We start from the raw sequence: 19894 nt of genomic DNA on the forward strand, positions 1-19894 counted from the left end.
TATCATTGTATCACTTATCTTTAGTAAGTTCACGCATTTGTGTGCCAAATTTGATAACAGTTCTAACCACAGCATAGACTGGCACTACCAAAATCATACCAACGATACCTTTCAAGTTACCCGCTACCATCAGTAAAATCATAATTGTCAGCGGATGAATCTGTAATGATTTACCAATAACATTTGGATAAATAAAGTTGCCATCCAATTGCTGAACAACTGTCATAACAACTAATACCAAAATCATTTGCTTCCAAGATTGCGTTCCTGCCACTATTAAGGAAGGAATGACACCAATCCAAGGGCCGACATAAGGGACAATATTAGTAATACCGGCGATAACCCCTAAAAGCCAAGCATAAGGTTGACCGATGATTAGGTAGCCAATCGCCATCGCCACCCCAACAAACAGCATTTCAATCGCTTGACCAGAAATATACTTTTCAATCGTGTGATCCATCTTATTCGTCAAATCTGCGACATTATCAGCAAAGCGATCAGGAAAAAGACGTTGTAAAGCTGGCAAGAGACGGTTACCATCACTTAACATATAGAATAAAACAACCGGTATTGTCACTAAGTTAATGGTCACTGACGTGATTGTTGAAATCACATTGCCTAGCGTCCCCGCTGTAATAGTCAAAAACGAAGCTGCATACTTACCAACTGCACTTTTCACCTCATCAACATCAATCGACAAATGCAAACTGTTAAACCATTTACTTTGCAACGTATCATTAACATAAGTTTGAACCGTCTTTGCAAATCCCGGCAAAGCGTTAATCAGATTGGTCATTTCACGAACCAAGGTTGGCACCAGCAATATTAAAGCCCCACCAATCACCGTTAAAAACAGCACAAATGTTATGATAACGGCCAGTTGATGTGGCATTTTGTGATTTTTAATGGTGATTTTTTCAAGTAAGGTCAAGATAGGTTTCAAGACATAGTACAAAAAACCGGCTACAATTAACGGTACGAATACCGTTGAAATGAAAACTGATATTGGCTGCATCAAAAAGTCAAAACGTGACACAATCCAAATTAGTGCCGACAGTGCTAATAATTCTATTGTCCAAAAAAACAAATTTTTATATTTCAGATTCGGAAACATTTAATTTCTCCAGCAATTTATATTGTAATTTTGGCAGACTTAGTTCTGCCAATTCTTCTTGACTAAAGTATCGTTGCCGTGAATCCGGTGTAATTGGTGTCGATTTGACCAACCAAATCTCCCAACGGCGATGTGTGAAAATATGAACCACGGGCTTAATATTGAGCATGTCACCCTGAATGTCTTCCACACTGGTAATCGGTGTTAATGGAAACGTCCAAAAATTAGCCAACAATCCTGTTTCTGGTCTCTGTTCTAAAAGTAAGTCACCGTTTTGCTCATAAACATGAGCCACAAACATTTGCTTGACTGGTTTGGGTTTGGGTGTTTTAACCGGATAATGACTTTCAACACCATCACGATAGGCCGCATTAAAAGATTTTACTGGTGAATGTTGCGTATCAGGGCTTTTAGCGGACATATAGCTAGCACCTAAGTCCATAATTGCCTGATTAAAGTCCCCCGGCCGTTTAGGATCAACAATTGGCAAAATGGCATCATAAAATATTTGGCGTGACTTAGGCTGTGCAATATCTGCATCAATCTTTAATAAACGACTAAACACACGATATTGATTACCATCAACCGCTGGTACCACTTCGCCAAAACTGATTGAACCAATCGCAGCAGCTGTGTAGGGTCCCACGCCCGGCAAAGTCTGTAAATCTTTGCTGGTCGTTGGCCACTCACCATTATATTCCCGAACAACGTATTGCGCTGCTTTTTGGAGATTGCGCGCACGCGAATAATAGCCAAGTCCTTCCCACAATTTTAACACAACTTCCTCAGGTGCCTGTGCTAAGGCGCTCACTGTCGGTAACTGCTGCATAAATCGTTCAAAATAAGGAATAACCGTGGCAACTTGCGTTTGTTGTAACATTATTTCTGAGACCATCACACGGTAAGGATCATGATTTTGCCGCCAAGGCAAGTTTTTACGCCCCTCGTCATCATACCAACGAAGTAGTGTATCCCGAAAAGATTCAATTGTTTGTTCAGACCATTTTTCCATAATATCTATTGTAGCACTTGTAATTGCTATTTTTTTAAAGTATAATAGTTATTTGTATGGAAAACATTGGATAAAAAAGGAGCACTATCATGGCATTAAAGAAGCCTCTTAACTCATTCGCCCGTGCCCGCAAAGTTAGTCACAGCGCTGCGAAGAAGCAACGCCAAGCTGCTATTGCAAAGTTGCAACAATGGGCCAAAGGTAAGTCAGAAGAATTACCTACGACAAAGTAAGTTTGACTTAAAAAACAAAACCAGTATACGTACTGGTTTTTTGTTTGTTTTTTTAACAGTAGCTCTTCTATCACTAAAACTTCCAAAAGAAAGGACGTTATTACTTGAATATATCTCAAAAGAATCGCACAATTTTAATCATTTTGGTGATTGGCACTTTCCTTGGTTTCTTAAATCAAACACTGATGAACGTTGCGCTACCAGATATTATGCGTGAATTTCACATTTCAACCGCATTAGGACAGTGGCTAACCAATGGTTATATGCTAGTCAATGGCATTATGGTACCTTTAACTGCCTTCCTCATTCAGCGCCTAACAACAAGGACACTTTATCTGACAGCAGTTGGGTTATTTGCTGTTGGCACGATCACTGCTGGATTTGCACCAAACTTTGAAATTTTGATCACGGGTCGTATGATTCAAGCAATGGGCGCCGGTGTTTTTGGTCCGCTAATGAATGTCGTGGTTATGAATTTATTTGCCCCTGATCGTCGTGGATCGGCAATGGGAACTATTGGGTTGGCGCTAAACTTCGCGCCAGCCTTGGGCCCAAGTCTGTCTGGATTTATTGTAACCAACCTGAATTGGCGTTTTCTATTTTATATTGTTGCTCCCCTCATTATCGCCAATTTTATTCTGGCTTATTTTCTTCTAAACAACATTGGCACACCAAAACAATTAAAGTTTGATGTACTTGGTGTCATTCTATCAAGTATCGGTTTAGGCGCACTACTTTATGGGTTTTCCAACGCTGGTGGTACACCCTGGCATGACTTTACCGTTTGGGGATTTATCGTAATTGGTTTAGTTGTTACAGCATTGTTCGTTCTTCATCAATTGCATACGTCAACGCCATTGCTTAACATGAGCGTTTTTTCTCATCGAGAGTTCAATGTTGCTGTTTTGATTAACATCGTTTTGATGATGGCTATGTACGGTGGTGCGTTAATGTTACCACTTTATATGCAAAATGTCCGTGGTGCTTCTGCCTTTATTTCTGGTTTGGTTTTATTCCCTGGGGCTTTGGTTACAGCATTTTTGTCACCATGGAGTGGTCGCTTATATGATCGTTATGGTGCCAAATATCTCACCCTCACCGGAATCTTAATTACTGCTATTGGTACTTTTATTCTCGCTTCATTGACACTAACAACACCACTTTGGTTTGCTGTGATTGGACAATTTGTACGACAATTAGGCTTAGTTTTGGTTTTGATGCCGATCCAAACTGAAGCATTTAACGCCTTACCACTTACTATCATCCCTGATGGTTCGGCCATGTTTACAACCATTCGTCAGCTAGCTGCCTCGTTTGGTACGGCCGCATTAGTAACAATTATGACAAAAAGTGCCGCCAATTATCAACTGCACCACCAACATGCTAGCAGTTCATTAGTCAATTTGCATGGCGTCCACATTACCTTTTTAACTGCTGCGTTGTTAATGCTCGTTGCAGCAGCGATGACTAGTTTACTGAAACCCAAAACAGCTATTACAAAAAAATAACGAGTATCTAAACTATTTCAGTTATAATAGAGATAACTTAATTAATTGGAGGTATTGTTATGACTTACGGGTTTATTGGTGCCGGCAACATGGCGACCGCAATGATGAAAGGTCTACTGCACGCAAATGTTGATCCAGCAGATATTTACGTATCTTCACCACACCGTGCCAAGACGTTGGCAGAGGAACTTCACATCAATGCTGCCGATTCACAAACAGTTATTGACCATAGTGACATCGTCGTTTTAGCATTTTTGCCTAATCAATTAACAGAAATTGGCGCAACGCTTAATTTCACTAATAAAATCGTCGTCTCTGTGTTAGCACAAATCACCATTGCTGACCTAAATCAAGCTATTCCAAATGCGTTCAATGTTCGCGCTTTGCCAAACATCAACTCAGCTATCGGGCAAGGTAATACCGCGTTAGCTTTTGCCGGCAACATAGACGCAGAACAAAATAAAATCGTCACTCATTTTTGGCAGTTGTTGGGCAACAGTGTCACACTCGCGGAAGAACAGTTTGCTATATTTTCTGCCATTGCCGGTTCTGGACCTGCCTACGTCTTCAAGTTCATTGACGCATTGACTAAAGCAGGTGTTGCGAACGGCTTGGCCGAAACGCAAGCTGCAAGTATTGCAACACAAACTGTTTTAGGCTCTGCAAGTACCCTAAATCAGTCGGACAGCGACGCCGTCACACTCATGAATAGCGTTGCATCACCCGGTGGCTCAACCCGCGCTGGCCTAGATAATTTTGAAGCTAACCAATTTGATGATGTTGTCGCCAAAGCGATTTTAGCGACCGTCAATCATAAACACGCCTAATCATTAGCACTTCAATCATGAAGTGCTTTTTTAGTGGGGAATAAAAAAGCCGCAACCAACGTTGCGACTAATAAGCAGCTATCTCAGCAAAATTATTAAATCAAATACTGAACAAAACATCACGACCGCCCATATCATTTGCGCCAATATAGCGCTGAGATAATTCTACAAGAAACTTTGTCGATTCAGATGTCAACTGTCGCTCAACTGCAAGCAAAGATAAACTATCTTTGAGCGACGCAGCCACAGCGCGATCATTTTGACTTTTTTCTAGTTGGGTTTTATTGCTAACAAATATGTCGCGTTCATCACTTGTAATGGTTTCATCTAAAATTAAGTCAACCAAATTTTCTAGCAACCAATTTTTATCTGGTGTCTTCCATGTCATCACGATACACCTCCAATTTTTGTTCAATCGACAGCACGATACGCCATCCTTATCGTTTTAATTAACAATGATTATTTATATCATACTACTTTTATCAGTGACAGATTATTAAAAAAAGAAAAATGTATATCATATTTAACAGCACACAAAAAGCCGCAACCTAAGTTGCGACTTTTAGTAGCTCGTGAGAGAATCGAACTCTCGATTCCGCCGTGAAAGGGCAGCGTCTTAGCCACTTGACCAACGAGCCATGGTCAGTTGTTGTTCGCTCTCGCTAAACAACTATATTAGTATACCAAGAATTCAAATACTCGTCAACCCTTTTTCTTCAAAGTCATCAGTTTTGTTGGATCAATTGGTTGTGGCACTTTGACTGGTGTACTTTTGTAATAACGCCAAGGCTTGTTCGGATCAAATTCCAAATCTGTCGTCACTGGCAAGCCATTCTTAAAGCGTGTCAACAACCATTGTTCCAATGGTTTTGGGACACCCAACAAGTCGAAATCTGCCGGTGAAATGGCATACCGAATTGCCCGTTCATCATTCATCTTCACCTTTTGTACCCAGTTAGGTTCAACAATTAATTCACGTCCCATCGCAGCAAAGGTCACGCCGGTATCCATCAATTCTTCAACTTGCGCAGGTTGTTTTACTAAGCCAGCCACCATCAGCGGAAAGTCGTCTGGTAGTGCCTGTCGATAATAATCAACAATTTTTGTCTGATCATCCTTATCTTTGAACGGTGTTTGAAAGGCGTCTTTCAATGATAAATGCAGATAATCAACCGGCAGGTCAATTAATTTATTGACAAAAGCTAATGAATCTTGCAATGTAATCCCTGGTGCCATTGGTTCTTCAGGTGATTGACGATAGCCAAGTAAAAATGGTCGATCAGCATACTGTTCAATAGTCTGCGCAACTTTAGCAGTCACCGCTAAACCAAAGCGCATCCGTTTTGCCAATGTCCCACCCCAAATATCATCACGTTGATTACTATCAGGTGAAAAAAACTGTTGCATTAAATATAAATTGGCACCATGAAGTTCAACCCCATCAAACCCAGCCAAAATAGCTCTTTTTGTAGCAGCAGCAAAATCATCAATTGTTTGTGCAATTTCTTGATGCGTTAGCGCACGTGGCGTTTCAAAGTCACCACGTGGATACGCAACGGCTGACGCCGATACTGGTTGTTGCCCACGCAATATTGCAGTAGTCGTTTGCCGACCAGCAGAAAATAGTTGCAGTATCGCTTTTGCACCGCCTGACTGTATAGCACTGGCTAAGCGTGATAACCCCGCAATTTTGTCGTCATCAGCGGCGGAAATACCACCTTCCCAACCTTTTCCTAAATGATTGACATGCGCCACTTCACTCACAATAATTCCTGGACCACCGCTGCGCATTTGGTAATAGCGCAACTCATTGTCTGTTACACTACCATCTTCAAAGGAAGCACGTAAGGTTGTAGGCGCCATCACAACATGATTGCGTACTGTCATTTGCTTATTTTTAAATGTATATGAGTCTAAAAAATCGTAATTTATTTGCATATCAATATTGTAACACGATATGTTAGTGCGTCACGAATTGACCAGTGGCAATATTCGGTGAGCCCCCGTGGTGATCATTTTTGCTAGTCCCCACTTGGTGTAAATAATAGGCATACTTTAACTTCAAATCGCTAATGATATTCTGATTCAGTTTTGTTGGTTTAACAGCCTTTTTTTCCATTTTATATAGATGAGCGGCAATTAAAAGATCGCTATCAGTTATTTTTTTGATTTAATTTGTGAATCTGAGAAAATCACATCACACTTTTTTGCCTTTAACTCATTTTAGACATAAAAAAATCATCCCCGCAAACGGAGGATGATTTAATATCACTTTTTGATTAATAAATTAATACCAACCAGTTGCTTGTGAGTGGGCCCAAGCATTTTCAGCAGTACCGTAACGTGCTGCAATATAAGCCTTCATAGCATTTAATTGATCGTTATAATCAGCTGAGTTTCCACCATAGATAGCACGTGCTTGTGCTGAAAGTTGACCTAAACCATAATATTGACCATTAGTAGCATTAACGTTACCACCTGATTCACGCGCAATCAAAGCATTCAATGCAGCAGAGTTAGAGCTGGTAGTTGAAGTTGTTGTTGCAGATGAAGTGGTAGTGGTGGTAGTTGTTGTCGTTGTGCTTGTTGACGCTGCTTCAGTTGTTGTTGACTGTGCAGGCGTTGCTGCCGCTTTTGTTGCTGTGGCAAACGATAAGTGTTGACCAACCATAATCAAGTTAACATTTGAAATGTTGTTATTAGTTGCAATTGTGTCAACTGAAACACCATACTTTGCTGATAACTTGTTCAATGTGTCACCAGATTGCACAACATAATCTGATGGGGCTGTTGTTGTATCGGCGCTAGCATGTGCACCACCAAAGGCAAAGGCACCTGCAACACCAGCAGCAATGGTCAAAGTCTTCTTAATATTAAACATTATATATTTGTACTCCTAAATTATCTGTTCGAAGATGACAACACCCGAATTGATGAAGTCATGTAATTAACTTACGAGTATTAGTTTAGTCGCTGAATATAATAAGCAAACATCTGTTTCATATCAAGAACATTACATACTATTATTTATTATACATTTACCGTGTTAGTTGTCTTATAAAAATCTTAAGATTTACAATAAAGCCTTAATATAGAACTTTTAATAGTAATTGTGGGGTCTTTGGTAATTGATCATGATCCTCAAAATATGCAACTAACATATCTTGAATTGCCTTATCCCCAGTATAAATTGTCTCAGAATTAGCATAACTTTGGTAATCACCACCGCCGACAGCGCGATAATTATTCATCGCAATGCTAAAGTAATCAGTGTCTTGAATATCTTTTCCCTGATACTTTAATTTTGTAATACGGTTTCCTACTGGTTTACGGACATCAATTTCATAATCAATACCAAAGGCCAAGTCGTAGTTATAATGTTCCACTTTTGGTTTCAACCAATCAGGATTAACAGCTAATTTCTGATTTTCAATAACAAAATAATTTGCTGTATGCTCCAATCCAACGCGTAAATCAGCACCCGAAATACGTTTTGTGACCAATGTATTATCAAATGGGTAATTTTGCAAAATTGATCTGAGTGTCAACTGTTTTGGTAAGCTCGACGGATTATTATTTAGGCCTTGCAATGTGATTTGCGCACCAGTTGCAGCCATTTGTACCGCCGCCACCCAGCGCAAAACATCATTACCATATTGTGCCAAAATTAACGGTTCTTCAACCGCGACAGATGATGTCAAATTAGCGATTGGCTGATCCAACCACGCTTCAACTTTGTCATTAAGTGGTTGTAAGGCTTTAAACATGTCAGGTTGGCTAGTCGTACCAGCAGCATTTGTTGATGCGGTGAATAACCATTTCCCGTCTCTTAACTCGCCATCAATTTGCGCAAAAAACTTAGCTTGGTTAGGTAATTGTAGCGTTAATGTGTCGTTCATTAACTGGGCCGGCACTTGACCATGCTGATGTGCTGTCAATAAAATATCCAAATCAAGTTCTGCGGTGAGTTGCCAAGCAATATTTTCAGATGTTGTACTAATTACCTTGCCTGAATCCAAGTCACGCTCATAACCACCATGATAAATGCCAATCACAACATCAGCTGATTGGCGCAGACGCGCGATAGTCTGCGCCGCTTTAATCAAAGGTGATTCAATTTTAATGCCTGCGAGATGTTCCGGTTTTTCCCAAATGTTAATATAATCAGTCACTAAACCAATTAAACCAACTTTTGTACCATCAGCTAGGGTCTTAATTTCTGCTGGATATAAGGTCTGTCCGTTTTCATCCGTAACATTTTCGGCTAACACAGTCGCATTCAAATTTGCCAAATGCTTCTTCAGTTCGTCATAACCAGCATTGAAATCATGATTACCAAGCGTAACATAGTCATATCCTGCCATATTCATCATGTCTGATACAGCGTCAATATCGTCATACTTCTTGAGATATTGTAATAGTGGTGAGCCTTGATACATGTCACCGCCATCAATTACTAGGGTGTTGCCATCTTTTTGATAGTTCGCAGCTACATTGATAAGGCCTTGAGATTGTGAACCGCTTTGAATGTAGTCAGTGGGCCATAAGTAACCGTGAACATCCGAAGTGTAATATAACTTGAAATGCTTCATTAAATTCCTTCTTTCAAAAACAAGGCAGCCAATGAGGCCGCCCATCTTCTAACCATGGAGTAAGTGTTGACGTAATTTATCTGATAAGTACTCAATGACAAAAATTAGCACAAACAGACCAATTAGAATGGCACCAACTTTATGCCACTCATACCCACTCATTGCAAAAATCATCGGTGCACCAATACCACCAGCACCAACTAATCCTAAAATAGTGGCTTCGCGTAGATTCATATCAAATCGGTACGCAAGAATTGAAATGAAGTCGGAACTAAGTTGTGGCAAAACACCATAACGGATTTTTTGGAAAAATGTGCTACCTGCTGCATCTAATGATTCCAAGATGCCCGAATCCAAATCTTCAATTGTCTCAATAAATAGTTTTGAAATCATACCAATAGAGACAACTGCCAGTGTCATCACACCGGCAAACGGTCCTGGCCCAGTGACGCGAATAAACATCAAACCATATACCAATGATGGTACTGTCCGAATCGCCATAATCACAAATCGTGTTACTACGACAACGGGTTTTGGCACTATATTTGTAGCTGAAATAAATGACAATGGTACTGCAATAATTGCCCCAACTAGTGTTCCAAGGAAAGCAATTGCAATTGTTTGCAAAATCAAATAGGCAACGCCACTATCCCCACCACCGAATAATAGGTCTTTATCGGGTGTTACAATTCCTTCTAAGATATTCCAACCAATTCGCCAACCTTTATCGGTTAAAGTCATTTGATTGACAGCAGATGATGACCAAATTAAAGCAATCAATACGATGATAGCAGCGGTGATATAATATTTAGCACGTTTAGGTTGCGTCAGCAGAACAGCTTCTAGTTTTTTATTCATGTTGTTCTCCTTAACTCAAAAATTTCCGTAGTTGTTGACTCAATGTTTCAATCAGCACCACGGCAACAAATAATGAAACCAAGATCATGCCAACACTTTGAAATTCGCGCCAACCAATTTTTTGGTTCAAAATCATACCAATGCCACCAGCACCAACGTAACCTAAAATAGCAGCATAGCGAACATTACCTTCAAAAGCAAATAACGATGTCGACAAATAAGTCGGCAAAATTTGCGGCATAATAGCGGTAACGAAAGCTCGCGGTGCATTTGCACCTGTTGCAATCAAGGCTTCATATGCTCCCATATCGACTGTTTCAATATACTCAAACAGTTGTTTACCAACGAATGATAAACTAAACATAAAGATAGCAACCGTACCGGCAAATGTGCCTAATCCAAAAATATAAGTTGCAATTAAGGCAGCAACTAATGTTGGCAAGGTTCGTAACACTGTCAATGAAAAGCGCACAATAAGATTGACGAATCGATTATTAGTCACATTGTTAGCAGCCAATATTGCTAATGGCAAGGCCACCACTGCCCCAAAGAAAGATCCAAAGAGTGACATTTTAATCGTATCAATGAGAGGTTGCCAAACTGATGGAAAATAAGACCACTTTGGTGGAAATAAATCGCCAAAGACAATCCAAAACTGCTGAAAATTAGCAAACAAAGTTGGCAAACTAAAACCAGTCACAACAACTGAAATAATTAAAATAACTAACAGTATCAACAAAATCAATGGTGCTCTCGTAAACTTCTGGCTGACTGTTTTACCGTTGGCTAACGTATATTTCTTAGCTTTAAATAATTTATCATACCACCACATTATTCGGCCTCATCTTTTGAATAGATATTATCTAAAATTTCTTGTGTCACACCAGAAACAGGACCATCGTATACAACACGGCCAGAACGAATACCAATAATGCGTTTGGCATAGTCAAGGGCCAGGTCCACATGGTGAATATTGATCAAAACGGTTTGACCAAGTTCGTCATTAATGCGTTTAAAATCGTCCATAACTTCATGCGCTGTCACCGGATCAAGTGCCGCCACTGGTTCATCCGCCAAGAGCACTGATGGATTTTGTGCCAAAGTTCTCGCCAATGATACGCGCTGTTGTTGTCCACCAGACAATTGATCGGTTCTAACAAAAGCCTTATCTAACATCGAAACACGATCTAATGCCTCTAACGCGCGCATTTTATCATTCTTTGAGAATAGCCCCAAAATGACCCGCCATAATGGCATGTCTGGTACCAATGAACTCATAACATTGCGAATAACCGTAATACGGGGCACCAAGTTATATGATTGAAAAATCATACCCACCTTACGACGAAAACGGCGTAATGCCTTTCCTTTTAAGTTTGAAATTTCAACGCCATCGACCGTCAATTTACCCTCTGTGATATTATTTAATCGGTTAATGGTTCGAATAAATGTAGATTTTCCGGCCCCAGACATACCAATAATGCCTACAAACTCACCATCTTCAATTTCTAAATTGATATCTTGTAAACCCTTCACACCGTTGGGATACGTTTTTGAAACATGCTCAAATTTAATCATCTTTTCTTCCTAAACTATAATATGTATTGGCGCCATTTAAGGCACCAAACGCAATAAAAAGCAGCTCAGGAGCCGCTTATTAATGTCGTTGATTTTTACTTAGTTGACTCTTTCAACACTTTTTGTGCTGCACGTTCACCGTCATAGTTAGATGACTTTGCCTTAACATAACCTTCGTGTGAATAGATTGCAATCACTTTTTTACCTTCTTTAGTCTTAGCCAATTTGATAAATGACTTTGACAAAGCTGACTTAAACTTCTTTGTCATAATCTTTGACTTCTTTGAAACTGAAATTGTGTCGTTGTAAATTGGTTGTGAAACACCGATAACGTTTGTTTCAGCCCAAATTGACTTTGATTGCTTGTAATCTTTTGTCCAAGCATCCGCAAAATCACGACGTGCATCTGCATAAACTGGCAAAATATCAATTTGTCCAGAAGCTAAACGTGCCATACCTGAACCGTATGAATCCACTTGTACTGTATTTGACAAATCAGTCACTGTCTTCTTGTAGTTTTTGTTCAACCACAATGATGGATAAATGTAACCAGCTGACGAAGTAGTTGATGACAATCCCCACTTAGCAGAGTTCAAATCTTTCCATGTCAACTTCTTGCCTGCGTTGATTTTCTTAGCCAATTCCTGTCCCTTAGCAGAAGGACCAGCGATAAATAATGAACGGTATGTCGCTGCTTGCTTTTTAGTAGGTTCAGTGGCCTTGCCATCATTCCACTTTGCAGCAGAAGTGAAGTCTTTATTTAAACCGGCACGCGTTGCAGTTAACAAAACTTGAACGCCGTCTTCATACATCACATAAGTACCACCAGGAATAAAACCAACATCAGCAGTGCCTGATGTTAGCGCTTCTCCGGCAGCTTCATAACTGGTACCTACTTTGATATCAACATTCTTAACGTTGTAACCTTGCTTTTTTAATTGTGCTTTCAGCAAGCCTTTCAATGGCTTAGTTGCTGTTACAATTTGGTCAGGTTGCTTTGAAGGAACAAAATAAATTTTCAATTCCTTGATTGTCTTTGTTGCTGCACTTGCGCTCTGCACGCTCAATGTTGCAAAAGCAATCAATGCAACAGCAAAAACCATACTCAAACGGACGATCTGCTTAGCAGTCTGTTTCATGATTCAGTTCTCCTGTGACCTTAACGGTCTCTCTCGTTTTAGTAACCATTGCGTTACCAGTATATTCTACACAAACATTGTCAAATTTTCGTCAAACTTTTGTCAAGAAAAATTCAATGTTTGTCCAGATACTACTTTACCAAAAAAAACATTATCATAGCGAAAAAATTATTAAGTATTTCCTCATTTTTAAAAATAACGTACGGAACGTCATGAACATTCATTATGATCTTTAATAAAAATACGAACGTTTAGTTTGTAAGCGCTTTTCATACAAACTAATGTCATCATAAAAACCCCGAAACAGTTGTTTCGGGGTTTTACAAATTGATTTAACGTCCAGATTTAAGAGCAGCAACGTGAATTCGGTTAACGGCACGCATCAAAGCAATACGAGCACGCTTTAGTTCTTCATCATTGTTGTCATCTTGGGCATGAGCTAAACGCGCTTCCGCACGCTCTTTAGCACTTTCAGCACGTGAAACATCAATTGTATCAGATGTTTCAGCACTATCAGCAATCACTGTCAAAATGTTATTAGAAAATTCAGCAATACCGCCATTTACGGCTAATGATTCTTTATCATCACCACGCTTGACAATTAATTCATCAATCGTCAATGCAGCTAAAATAGGAACGTGTTTTGCCATAATTCCAATTTGACCACCTTGCGTATTTACAATCGCGATATCAATACCACTTTCATTGTAAACATCACCAGCTGGCGTAACAATTTGAACTTGGATACCATGTGTTGCAGTTGTTTCATCTGCCATATGTCAATACCCCCTTATTGGGCCATTGTCTTGGCTTTTTCAACAACCTGTTCAATAGCACCAACGTTACGGAATGCATCTTCAGGCAAATCATCATATTTACCATCCAAAATTTCCTTGAATGAACGTACAGTTTCAGCAACTGGCACATATTCACCATTGATACCGGTAAACGTCTCAGCAACTGAGAATGGTTGTGACAAGAAGAATTGAATACGACGTGCGCGGTTAACAGTCGTTTTCTCTTCGTCTGACAATTCATCCATACCCAAAATTGAGATAATGTCTTGCAATTCACGATAACGTTGCAACGTGCGTTGCACTTCAGTAGCAATTTCATAGTGCTCTTGACCAACGATTTGTGGATCCAAAGCTGATGAAGTTGATGCCAAAGGATCAACCGCAGGATAAATACCTTGTTGTGTCAATGAACGCTCCAAGTTGGTTGTTGCATCCAAGTGCGCAAATGTTGTGGCAGGCGCCGGATCAGTGTAATCATCGGCAGGCACATAAACGGCTTGAATTGAGGTAACTGAACCCTTCTTCGTTGAAGTAATTCGTTCCTGCAATTGTCCCATTTCTGTTGCCAACGTTGGTTGGTAACCAACGGCTGATGGAATACGACCCAACAAAGCTGACACTTCAGAACCAGCTTGAGTGAAACGGAAAATGTTATCAATAAACAACAACACATCCTTACCTTCATTATCACGGAAGTTTTCAGCCATTGTCAAACCAGTCAAAGCAACACGCATACGTGCACCCGGTGGTTCGTTCATTTGACCATAAACCATGGCTGTCTGTTTCAAGACACCTGATTCTTCCATTTCGTGGTACATATCATTACCTTCACGGGTACGTTCTCCGACACCTGTGAAGACTGAAATACCATTGTGGCCTTGCGCAATGTTGTGAATCAATTCTTGAATTAGAACTGTTTTACCAACACCGGCACCACCAAACAAACCAATTTTTCCACCACGAACGTAAGGCGCCAATAAATCAATCACCTTAATACCCGTTTCCAAAATTTCGGTTGAGTTTGTTAATTCGTCATATTTAGGCGCTTCACGATGGATTGAATTACGTGGGACATCATTGGCAATTTCGCCATTGTTGTCGACAGGTTCTCCCAAAACGTTGAACACGCGTCCTAATGTCGCTTCACCAACTGGGACTTGGATTGGCTTACCAGTATCAGTGACTGACATACCGCGTTGAAGTCCATCTGTTGAATCCATGGCAATACTACGGACAATCCCGTCACCTAATGCCAAAGATACTTCAACTGTTAATGTTTGGCCTTCGCCTTTGTCAATGACAAGCGCATTGTTAATATCTGGCACTTGTTGACCAGCTTCAAACGCAACATCAACGACCGGACCAATCACTTGTACGACTTTTCCAGTACTCATTGTCGTTTCCTTTCATGATAAACATCAATAATCGAATTACCTTTATCGTCTGTCCAGATGTGTCACCACAAATAGTTCTGATATCGGGTAATTATTGATGTATGCTACACAAACAGTAGTTGTGTTTTATTTAATGTGACAGTCGACTTACTCTAAAGCAGCCATACCACCAGTAATTTCTGTAATTTCAGTCGTAATCGCTGCCTGACGTGCTCGGTTAAACTGTAACTCTAAACGACCTATTAAGTCCTTAGCGTTATCCGTAGCGCCCTTCATCGCAGTTGATGAAGCCGCATGTTCAGCCGTTTTTGCGTCAAGCACCGCTTCATACACTAAGCTTTGTGCAAATTGTGGTAAGACAACATTTAGCACCGCCGTTGTGTCTGGTTCGATTTCATACGTGGATTGAACGTCTAGTTCAGCTTTTTGTGCTTCTGTTCCACCCATTGCTTCCAACGTATCTGTTGTTAGTGGCAATAACTGGACATCACGGTACTCACTAGTCAATCGGTTAACAAAGTGATTATACACAACGTGTAAGGCATCAAATACACCCGTCTCATACAAACTCGTTACTGTTTTGACAACAGAACGAATTTCGTTAAATGACGGCACATCCGACACACCACGATGTTCTAAAATCACTTCAAACCCACGCTTTTTGTAGAAATCAGCACCATTTCCACCTACAGCAAGAATAGCTGTGTTAGTGGTATCCAAATTCAATTTTTCTAATAATGCGTTAGTTTGCTTAATAACGTTAGCGTTGTACGAACCAACCAAACCACGGTCTGATGTTACCACCAAGATACCTGTTTTTTGAATTGGACGTTGCGCAATCAACGGAATATGTTCAGCATCCGCATTATCGAAAAGATGAGCAGAGACAAGATGCTCAACCACCGTCTCTAAACGAGCAGCATACGCACCATATCCAGCACTGTATTTTTGAATTTGACTCAACTTGGCCGTTGAAACCATTTGCATGGCACTCGTAATTTGGCGTGTCTTCTTAGTTGATGAAATACGACGCTGAATATCTTGCAAAGAAGCCATTGCAGCGCCTCCTTTTATTCTGCTGATTCAGATCCAGCAAATCCAGCCTTAAAGGCCTCAATTGCTGCATTCAAATCAGCCTCTTCAGGTAAGTTCTTGGTTTCAACAATTGTCTTAAACAAATCAGACGCATTGGCGTCAACATAAGCAATTAATTCATCTTGGAAACGTTGAATATCTTCGACAGCAACATCATCCAAGTAACCATGTGTCAAAGCATACAGAACAACAACTTGATGCTGTACTGGCATTGGCTTGTGTAATGGTTGCTTCAACACTTCAACTGTACGACGACCACGAGCCAACTTTGCTTGTGTCGCTGAATCCAAATCAGATCCGAATTGGGCGAAACTTTCCAATTCACGGAAAGAAGCCAAATCCAAACGCAACGTACCAGCAACCTTCTTCATAGCTTTAATTTGCGCGTCACCACCAACACGAGAAACAGAAGTTCCGGCATCAATAGCAGGACGAACACCAGCATAGAATTGATCAGCATCCAAGAACACTTGACCATCGGTAATTGAGATAACGTTGGTTGGAATATAAGCTGAAACATCACCAGCTTGTGTCTCAATGAATGGCAAAGCAGTCATTGAACCACCACCCAATTCATCACTCAACTTAGCAGCACGTTCCAGCAAACGTGAATGCAAGTAGAAAACATCACCTGGATAAGCTTCACGTCCGGGCGGACGACGAAGAATCAATGACAGCTCACGGTAAGCCGTAGCCTGTTTTGACAAATCATCGTACACGATCAACACGTGCTTGCCATTGTACATAAATTCTTCACCCATTGCTGCACCGACATAAGGCGCCAAATACAACATAGGAGCTGGTTCAGAAGGACCAGCATTAACAACGATTGTGTAATCCATAGCACCCATTTGGCGCAAAGTTTCAACTTGTGTACGCACAGTTGAATCCTTTTGACCAATAGCCACATAGATAACAATCATGTTTTGATCTTTTTGGTTCAAAATTGTATCGATAGCCAAAGACGTTTTACCAGTCTTACGGTCACCAATAATCAATTCACGTTGTCCTCGTCCAATAGGCACAAGGGCATCGATTGCTTTAATTCCAGTTTGCAACGGTTCAAAAACTGATTTACGTTGCATAACACCGGGTGCTTTTACTTCAACAGGGCGTGTCTTATCAGTTTTGATATCACCCAATCCATCAATTGGTTGACCCAAAGCATTTACAACGCGTCCGATTAATTGTTCGCCAACTGGCACTTCCATGATACGGCCAGTACGCTTTACTGTGTCACCTTCACGAATGTCATCAAAACCACCAAGAATGATGATACCGACTTCGTTTGATTCGAGGTTTTGGGCCATGCCGTAAGTGCCATTAGCAAATTCGACAAGTTCACCAGCCAAGGCGTTAGCCAAGCCGGTTGCACGGGCCACACCATCACCAACATAGGTAACAGTTCCCACTTCTTCTACAGTTAGCGTTGTGTCGAACTTTTCGAGCTGTTGCTTAATTAAAGCAGATATTTCTTCAGCTTGAATAGCCATTATTCTTCCTCACTAACCTAATAATTGTGCCTTCATTTTGGCAATTTTTGTTTGTAAGCTACCATCAATCAGAATTGATTGTGATTGCAAGATAACACCACCAAGAATGCTGTTATCAACGACGTTTTCAATATTAACTTGTTTTGCGCCAGTCTTGGCTGCAAATACGTTAGCTAATTTATCTAAACGTTGGTCATCCAGAGCAACAGCCGTTGTTGCTTTGACGTCAACGATGCCCTTGACCTCATTATAATGACTGACAAATTGATCAATAACCATTGACAGAATGTCTAAACGCTCATTGCGCGCCAGCAGCTGAATCAAATTTTGAATTGACTCAGCTGCGCCCTTTGTGAGCGTCTGCAACAATTGATCACGATCTGTTATCGCTAAATCCGAAGCAGTCACAACAGTTACAAAACTTGGATTCTCAGTGATTAACTTTTGGATCGTTTCTAAGTCATGCAAGACATCATCAAGCTGATCTTGTTCACTTGCTAGCTCAAAAATTGCTTTGGCGTATTGGTCAGCAATATCTTTAATATTTTTTGCCATCCCAATACTCCTTATTTAGTTTCTAAATCTGAAATGTAAGCATCAATTAATGCTTGTTGATCATTCAACGACAATTCCTTTTGCATTAACTTTGATGCAATAGCCACTGAAAGGGCTGCTACATCGTCTTTTGCACCTGAAATTGCGTCTTCCTTGAGCTTTTGTGCATCCGTCTGAGCTTGTTGATTGATTGACGCTGCGCGATCAGTTGCAGCAGCAATCAAAGAATCACTTTGCTTTTGAGCACTTGCTTTGGCATCTGCCACGACTTTTGTGGCATTTTGACGTGTCTCAGCTAGCTCAGATTGACGTTGTGATGCTAATTGTTCTGCCTCTTGACGCGCTGACTCAGCCCCGTCAATATCAGAAGAAATTTTATCTGCACGTTCGTCAAGAATTTTTGTCAATGGTCCGTAGGCCACCTTCTTCAAAATGAGCATCAACAAGAGGAAGGCAATGATAATAAACAGCATATTTCCCAATGGAAGTGCTGCTAATGTTGTTAATCCCAACATGATTTTCCTCCGCTACTATTATGTGATTACTTGCCCATCAACATGAAGGCGAAGACGATTGACAAAATTGGCATAACTTCGACCAACGCGACACCCAAGAACATACGTGACAACAAACGACTTTCAAGTTCAGGTTGGCGGCTCATACCTGCCAAGAACTGTGAGATCAAAACACCGTTACCAATACCACCACCAACGGCAGCTCCAGCAGCTGCAAGACCTGCTGCGATTACACCAAGATTGTGCAAATCCATTAGATTTCTCCTTATTGTACCGTGTCGCATGGGTCTTCCCATACCACACACTTTATACTATATAGATGATACGCTCTCGCGTTCTTTTGGCAAACCAACTCGTGTCATAACCCCATCAAACACCTCAGTTTAGTGCGATTGTGGCACAAATCCCATTTGCTCCAACAACACTATTCATTACCTGACAATTGTGAAATAAACACGCCAGTCAAAATAACAAATACGTATGCCTGAATGGCACCAATAAAGAGTGAAAATCCTTGCCAAACCATTTCGATTGGCAATGACAACACTGACCAAAGACCATTAAAGTGTCCTGGCCATGCCAAACTGTTAGCTACGAGTGTCAGCAACATTTCACCAGCGAAGATGTTACCGAACAAACGCAGTGACAACGTCAAGAAATTGGCTAATTGTTCAATAATATTCAACGGTAACATCCATGCATACGGGGTGAAGAACATATTCTTGATATAGCCTTTAAAGCCAAGTTCTTGCACACCCATACCATGAGCTACCATTAACGACATAATTGCCAAGGTCATTGTTACAATTGGGTTGGCCGTTGGTGACTTAATATAAGTCACACCATCACCAAGCTTAATTTGTAACAGCAAGCCCATTTCGTTTGACACAATTACAAAGAAAAACAATGTAAATGCGAACAAACCAAATTGACGTGCTTGTTTTTTTGATAGTTGTCCACCAACGATACCGTTCGTGAAATCTAGCAAATATTCAATCACATTTTGCCGCTTGTTAGGTTTTACACTAAGATTGCGGGTCAATACAACTGAGACAATGACAACAATTGCCATAGCCAGCAACGTTGAAATAATTGTGGTCCAATCAAAGGTCAAACCAAGAAACTTAAACGTTGCCGTTGGGTCATCCATGCGCCTTCTCCTTTCTCAAATATTTGGCGAAGTG

The 19894-nt window shown here is 40.5% G+C and carries 22 protein-coding genes and 1 tRNA gene; 3 read left to right on the forward strand and 20 right to left on the reverse strand.

Features of this window, described 5'->3' with window-relative positions; translation table 11 throughout:
* Positions 1-10 precede the first annotated feature (10 nt).
* Together IAE53_RS03970 and mutY are read right to left on the reverse strand one after the other, a co-directional pair.
* The gene (locus IAE53_RS03970; protein WP_148423405.1) at positions 11-1114 is read right to left on the reverse strand and encodes an AI-2E family transporter; all 1104 of its coding nucleotides are present in this window, start codon (positions 1112-1114) and stop codon (positions 11-13) included.
* On the reverse strand, positions 1092-2126 hold the full coding sequence (gene mutY, locus IAE53_RS03975) for an A/G-specific adenine glycosylase (RefSeq protein WP_148423404.1): 1035 nt from the start codon (positions 2124-2126) through the stop codon (positions 1092-1094). The genes IAE53_RS03970 and mutY overlap by 23 nt, the downstream gene beginning before the upstream one ends.
* Positions 2127-2215: 89 nt before the next feature.
* On the opposite strand from mutY, the gene IAE53_RS03980 reads away from it, so the two are divergent.
* From IAE53_RS03980 to proC, 3 genes are all read left to right on the forward strand, one after another.
* Positions 2216-2359 carry a hypothetical protein gene (locus tag IAE53_RS03980; protein WP_004913936.1) on the forward strand — a complete coding sequence of 48 codons (144 nt, stop codon included), beginning with the start codon at positions 2216-2218 and terminating at the stop codon, positions 2357-2359.
* Positions 2360-2463: 104 nt separating this feature from the next.
* Positions 2464-3867, forward strand: a complete 1404-nt coding sequence (locus tag IAE53_RS03985; RefSeq protein WP_148423403.1) for an MDR family MFS transporter — start codon at positions 2464-2466, stop codon at positions 3865-3867.
* 59 nt (positions 3868-3926) lie between these two features.
* The gene (gene proC / locus IAE53_RS03990; RefSeq protein WP_148423402.1) at positions 3927-4694 is read left to right on the forward strand and encodes a pyrroline-5-carboxylate reductase; all 768 of its coding nucleotides are present in this window, start codon (positions 3927-3929) and stop codon (positions 4692-4694) included.
* Positions 4695-4794: 100 nt separating this feature from the next.
* Here the strand turns inward: proC and IAE53_RS03995 are convergent, their stop codons facing one another.
* From IAE53_RS03995 to atpB, 18 genes are all read right to left on the reverse strand, one after another.
* Positions 4795-5082 (reverse strand): bacteriocin immunity protein, encoded by a 288-nt coding sequence (locus IAE53_RS03995; protein WP_148423401.1) that lies wholly within the window; start codon positions 5080-5082, stop codon positions 4795-4797.
* A 178-nt stretch (positions 5083-5260) separates the two neighbouring features.
* A tRNA-Glu gene (locus tag IAE53_RS04000) sits at positions 5261-5332 on the reverse strand.
* A gap of 64 nt (positions 5333-5396) precedes the next feature.
* Positions 5397-6632 (reverse strand): NADH-dependent flavin oxidoreductase, encoded by a 1236-nt coding sequence (locus IAE53_RS04005; protein ID WP_148423400.1) that lies wholly within the window; start codon positions 6630-6632, stop codon positions 5397-5399.
* A gap of 22 nt (positions 6633-6654) precedes the next feature.
* The gene (locus tag IAE53_RS04010; protein ID WP_167497516.1) at positions 6655-6813 is read right to left on the reverse strand and encodes a hypothetical protein; all 159 of its coding nucleotides are present in this window, start codon (positions 6811-6813) and stop codon (positions 6655-6657) included.
* A gap of 168 nt (positions 6814-6981) precedes the next feature.
* Positions 6982-7575 carry a LysM domain-containing protein gene (locus IAE53_RS04015; RefSeq protein ID WP_148423399.1) on the reverse strand — a complete coding sequence of 198 codons (594 nt, stop codon included), beginning with the start codon at positions 7573-7575 and terminating at the stop codon, positions 6982-6984.
* A 205-nt stretch (positions 7576-7780) separates the two neighbouring features.
* Positions 7781-9286, reverse strand: coding sequence for a bifunctional UDP-sugar hydrolase/5'-nucleotidase (locus IAE53_RS04020; protein ID WP_148423398.1), 1506 nt, complete (start codon positions 9284-9286; stop codon positions 7781-7783).
* A 48-nt stretch (positions 9287-9334) separates the two neighbouring features.
* Complete coding sequence (phnE, locus tag IAE53_RS04025; protein ID WP_010291613.1) at positions 9335-10144, reverse strand: phosphonate ABC transporter, permease protein PhnE; 810 nt, start codon at positions 10142-10144, stop codon at positions 9335-9337.
* A gap of 10 nt (positions 10145-10154) precedes the next feature.
* Complete coding sequence (phnE, locus tag IAE53_RS04030) at positions 10155-10976, reverse strand: phosphonate ABC transporter, permease protein PhnE (RefSeq protein ID WP_148423397.1); 822 nt, start codon at positions 10974-10976, stop codon at positions 10155-10157.
* Positions 10976-11722: a phosphonate ABC transporter ATP-binding protein gene (phnC, locus tag IAE53_RS04035; RefSeq protein WP_010291615.1), complete on the reverse strand. Its 747-nt coding sequence runs from the start codon at positions 11720-11722 to the stop codon at positions 10976-10978. Before phnC ends, phnE (IAE53_RS04030) begins: the two co-directional genes overlap by 1 nt.
* A 95-nt stretch (positions 11723-11817) precedes the next feature.
* Entirely contained in the window at positions 11818-12861 is a 1044-nt protein-coding gene (locus tag IAE53_RS04040) for a phosphate/phosphite/phosphonate ABC transporter substrate-binding protein (protein WP_139967633.1), read from the reverse strand.
* Positions 12862-13193: 332 nt separating this feature from the next.
* Positions 13194-13637, reverse strand: coding sequence for a F0F1 ATP synthase subunit epsilon (locus tag IAE53_RS04045; protein WP_010291618.1), 444 nt, complete (start codon positions 13635-13637; stop codon positions 13194-13196).
* Positions 13638-13651: 14 nt separating this feature from the next.
* The gene (gene atpD / locus IAE53_RS04050) at positions 13652-15052 is read right to left on the reverse strand and encodes a F0F1 ATP synthase subunit beta (protein WP_148423395.1); all 1401 of its coding nucleotides are present in this window, start codon (positions 15050-15052) and stop codon (positions 13652-13654) included.
* A gap of 147 nt (positions 15053-15199) precedes the next feature.
* A complete protein-coding gene (locus tag IAE53_RS04055) occupies positions 15200-16108 on the reverse strand; it encodes a F0F1 ATP synthase subunit gamma (protein ID WP_004911728.1) in 909 nt (302 codons plus the stop codon).
* A gap of 14 nt (positions 16109-16122) precedes the next feature.
* Positions 16123-17640, reverse strand: a complete 1518-nt coding sequence (atpA, locus tag IAE53_RS04060; RefSeq protein ID WP_139967632.1) for a F0F1 ATP synthase subunit alpha — start codon at positions 17638-17640, stop codon at positions 16123-16125.
* A 12-nt stretch (positions 17641-17652) separates the two neighbouring features.
* On the reverse strand, positions 17653-18195 hold the full coding sequence (gene atpH / locus IAE53_RS04065) for an ATP synthase F1 subunit delta (protein WP_148423394.1): 543 nt from the start codon (positions 18193-18195) through the stop codon (positions 17653-17655).
* An 11-nt stretch (positions 18196-18206) separates the two neighbouring features.
* Positions 18207-18710, reverse strand: coding sequence for a F0F1 ATP synthase subunit B (gene atpF / locus IAE53_RS04070; RefSeq protein ID WP_004911733.1), 504 nt, complete (start codon positions 18708-18710; stop codon positions 18207-18209).
* A 26-nt stretch (positions 18711-18736) separates the two neighbouring features.
* Positions 18737-18964: a F0F1 ATP synthase subunit C gene (gene atpE, locus IAE53_RS04075; protein WP_004902064.1), complete on the reverse strand. Its 228-nt coding sequence runs from the start codon at positions 18962-18964 to the stop codon at positions 18737-18739.
* A 170-nt stretch (positions 18965-19134) separates the two neighbouring features.
* On the reverse strand, positions 19135-19860 hold the full coding sequence (atpB, locus tag IAE53_RS04080) for a F0F1 ATP synthase subunit A (RefSeq protein WP_010291627.1): 726 nt from the start codon (positions 19858-19860) through the stop codon (positions 19135-19137).
* Between the last annotated feature and the right edge of the window lie 34 nt (positions 19861-19894).

The organism is Leuconostoc sp. S50 (assembly GCF_016624925.1).
Taxonomy (GTDB): Bacteria; Bacillota; Bacilli; order Lactobacillales; family Lactobacillaceae; genus Leuconostoc; species Leuconostoc pseudomesenteroides.

What these genes read in the sequence shown, in the direction of transcription:
- IAE53_RS03970 (WP_148423405.1), bottom strand. Translation starts at nt 1,114, where the DNA reads ATGTTTCCGAATCTGAAATATAAAAATTTGTTTTTTTGGACAATAGAA.
- mutY (WP_148423404.1), bottom strand. Translation starts at nt 2,126, where the DNA reads ATGGAAAAATGGTCTGAACAAACAATTGAATCTTTTCGGGATACACTA.
- IAE53_RS03980 (WP_004913936.1), top strand. Translation starts at nt 2,216, where the DNA reads ATGGCATTAAAGAAGCCTCTTAACTCATTCGCCCGTGCCCGCAAAGTT.
- proC (WP_148423402.1), top strand. Translation starts at nt 3,927, where the DNA reads ATGACTTACGGGTTTATTGGTGCCGGCAACATGGCGACCGCAATGATG.
- IAE53_RS03995 (WP_148423401.1), bottom strand. Translation starts at nt 5,082, where the DNA reads ATGACATGGAAGACACCAGATAAAAATTGGTTGCTAGAAAATTTGGTT.
- IAE53_RS04005 (WP_148423400.1), bottom strand. Translation starts at nt 6,632, where the DNA reads ATGCAAATAAATTACGATTTTTTAGACTCATATACATTTAAAAATAAG.
- IAE53_RS04010 (WP_167497516.1), bottom strand. Translation starts at nt 6,813, where the DNA reads ATGGAAAAAAAGGCTGTTAAACCAACAAAACTGAATCAGAATATCATT.
- IAE53_RS04015 (WP_148423399.1), bottom strand. Translation starts at nt 7,575, where the DNA reads ATGTTTAATATTAAGAAGACTTTGACCATTGCTGCTGGTGTTGCAGGT.
- IAE53_RS04020 (WP_148423398.1), bottom strand. Translation starts at nt 9,286, where the DNA reads ATGAAGCATTTCAAGTTATATTACACTTCGGATGTTCACGGTTACTTA.
- phnE (WP_010291613.1), bottom strand. Translation starts at nt 10,144, where the DNA reads ATGAATAAAAAACTAGAAGCTGTTCTGCTGACGCAACCTAAACGTGCT.
- phnE (WP_148423397.1), bottom strand. Translation starts at nt 10,976, where the DNA reads ATGTGGTGGTATGATAAATTATTTAAAGCTAAGAAATATACGTTAGCC.
- phnC (WP_010291615.1), bottom strand. Translation starts at nt 11,722, where the DNA reads ATGATTAAATTTGAGCATGTTTCAAAAACGTATCCCAACGGTGTGAAG.
- IAE53_RS04040 (WP_139967633.1), bottom strand. Translation starts at nt 12,861, where the DNA reads ATGAAACAGACTGCTAAGCAGATCGTCCGTTTGAGTATGGTTTTTGCT.
- IAE53_RS04045 (WP_010291618.1), bottom strand. Translation starts at nt 13,637, where the DNA reads ATGGCAGATGAAACAACTGCAACACATGGTATCCAAGTTCAAATTGTT.
- atpD (WP_148423395.1), bottom strand. Translation starts at nt 15,052, where the DNA reads ATGAGTACTGGAAAAGTCGTACAAGTGATTGGTCCGGTCGTTGATGTT.
- IAE53_RS04055 (WP_004911728.1), bottom strand. Translation starts at nt 16,108, where the DNA reads ATGGCTTCTTTGCAAGATATTCAGCGTCGTATTTCATCAACTAAGAAG.
- atpA (WP_139967632.1), bottom strand. Translation starts at nt 17,640, where the DNA reads ATGGCTATTCAAGCTGAAGAAATATCTGCTTTAATTAAGCAACAGCTC.
- atpH (WP_148423394.1), bottom strand. Translation starts at nt 18,195, where the DNA reads ATGGCAAAAAATATTAAAGATATTGCTGACCAATACGCCAAAGCAATT.
- atpF (WP_004911733.1), bottom strand. Translation starts at nt 18,710, where the DNA reads ATGTTGGGATTAACAACATTAGCAGCACTTCCATTGGGAAATATGCTG.
- atpE (WP_004902064.1), bottom strand. Translation starts at nt 18,964, where the DNA reads ATGGATTTGCACAATCTTGGTGTAATCGCAGCAGGTCTTGCAGCTGCT.
- atpB (WP_010291627.1), bottom strand. Translation starts at nt 19,860, where the DNA reads ATGGATGACCCAACGGCAACGTTTAAGTTTCTTGGTTTGACCTTTGAT.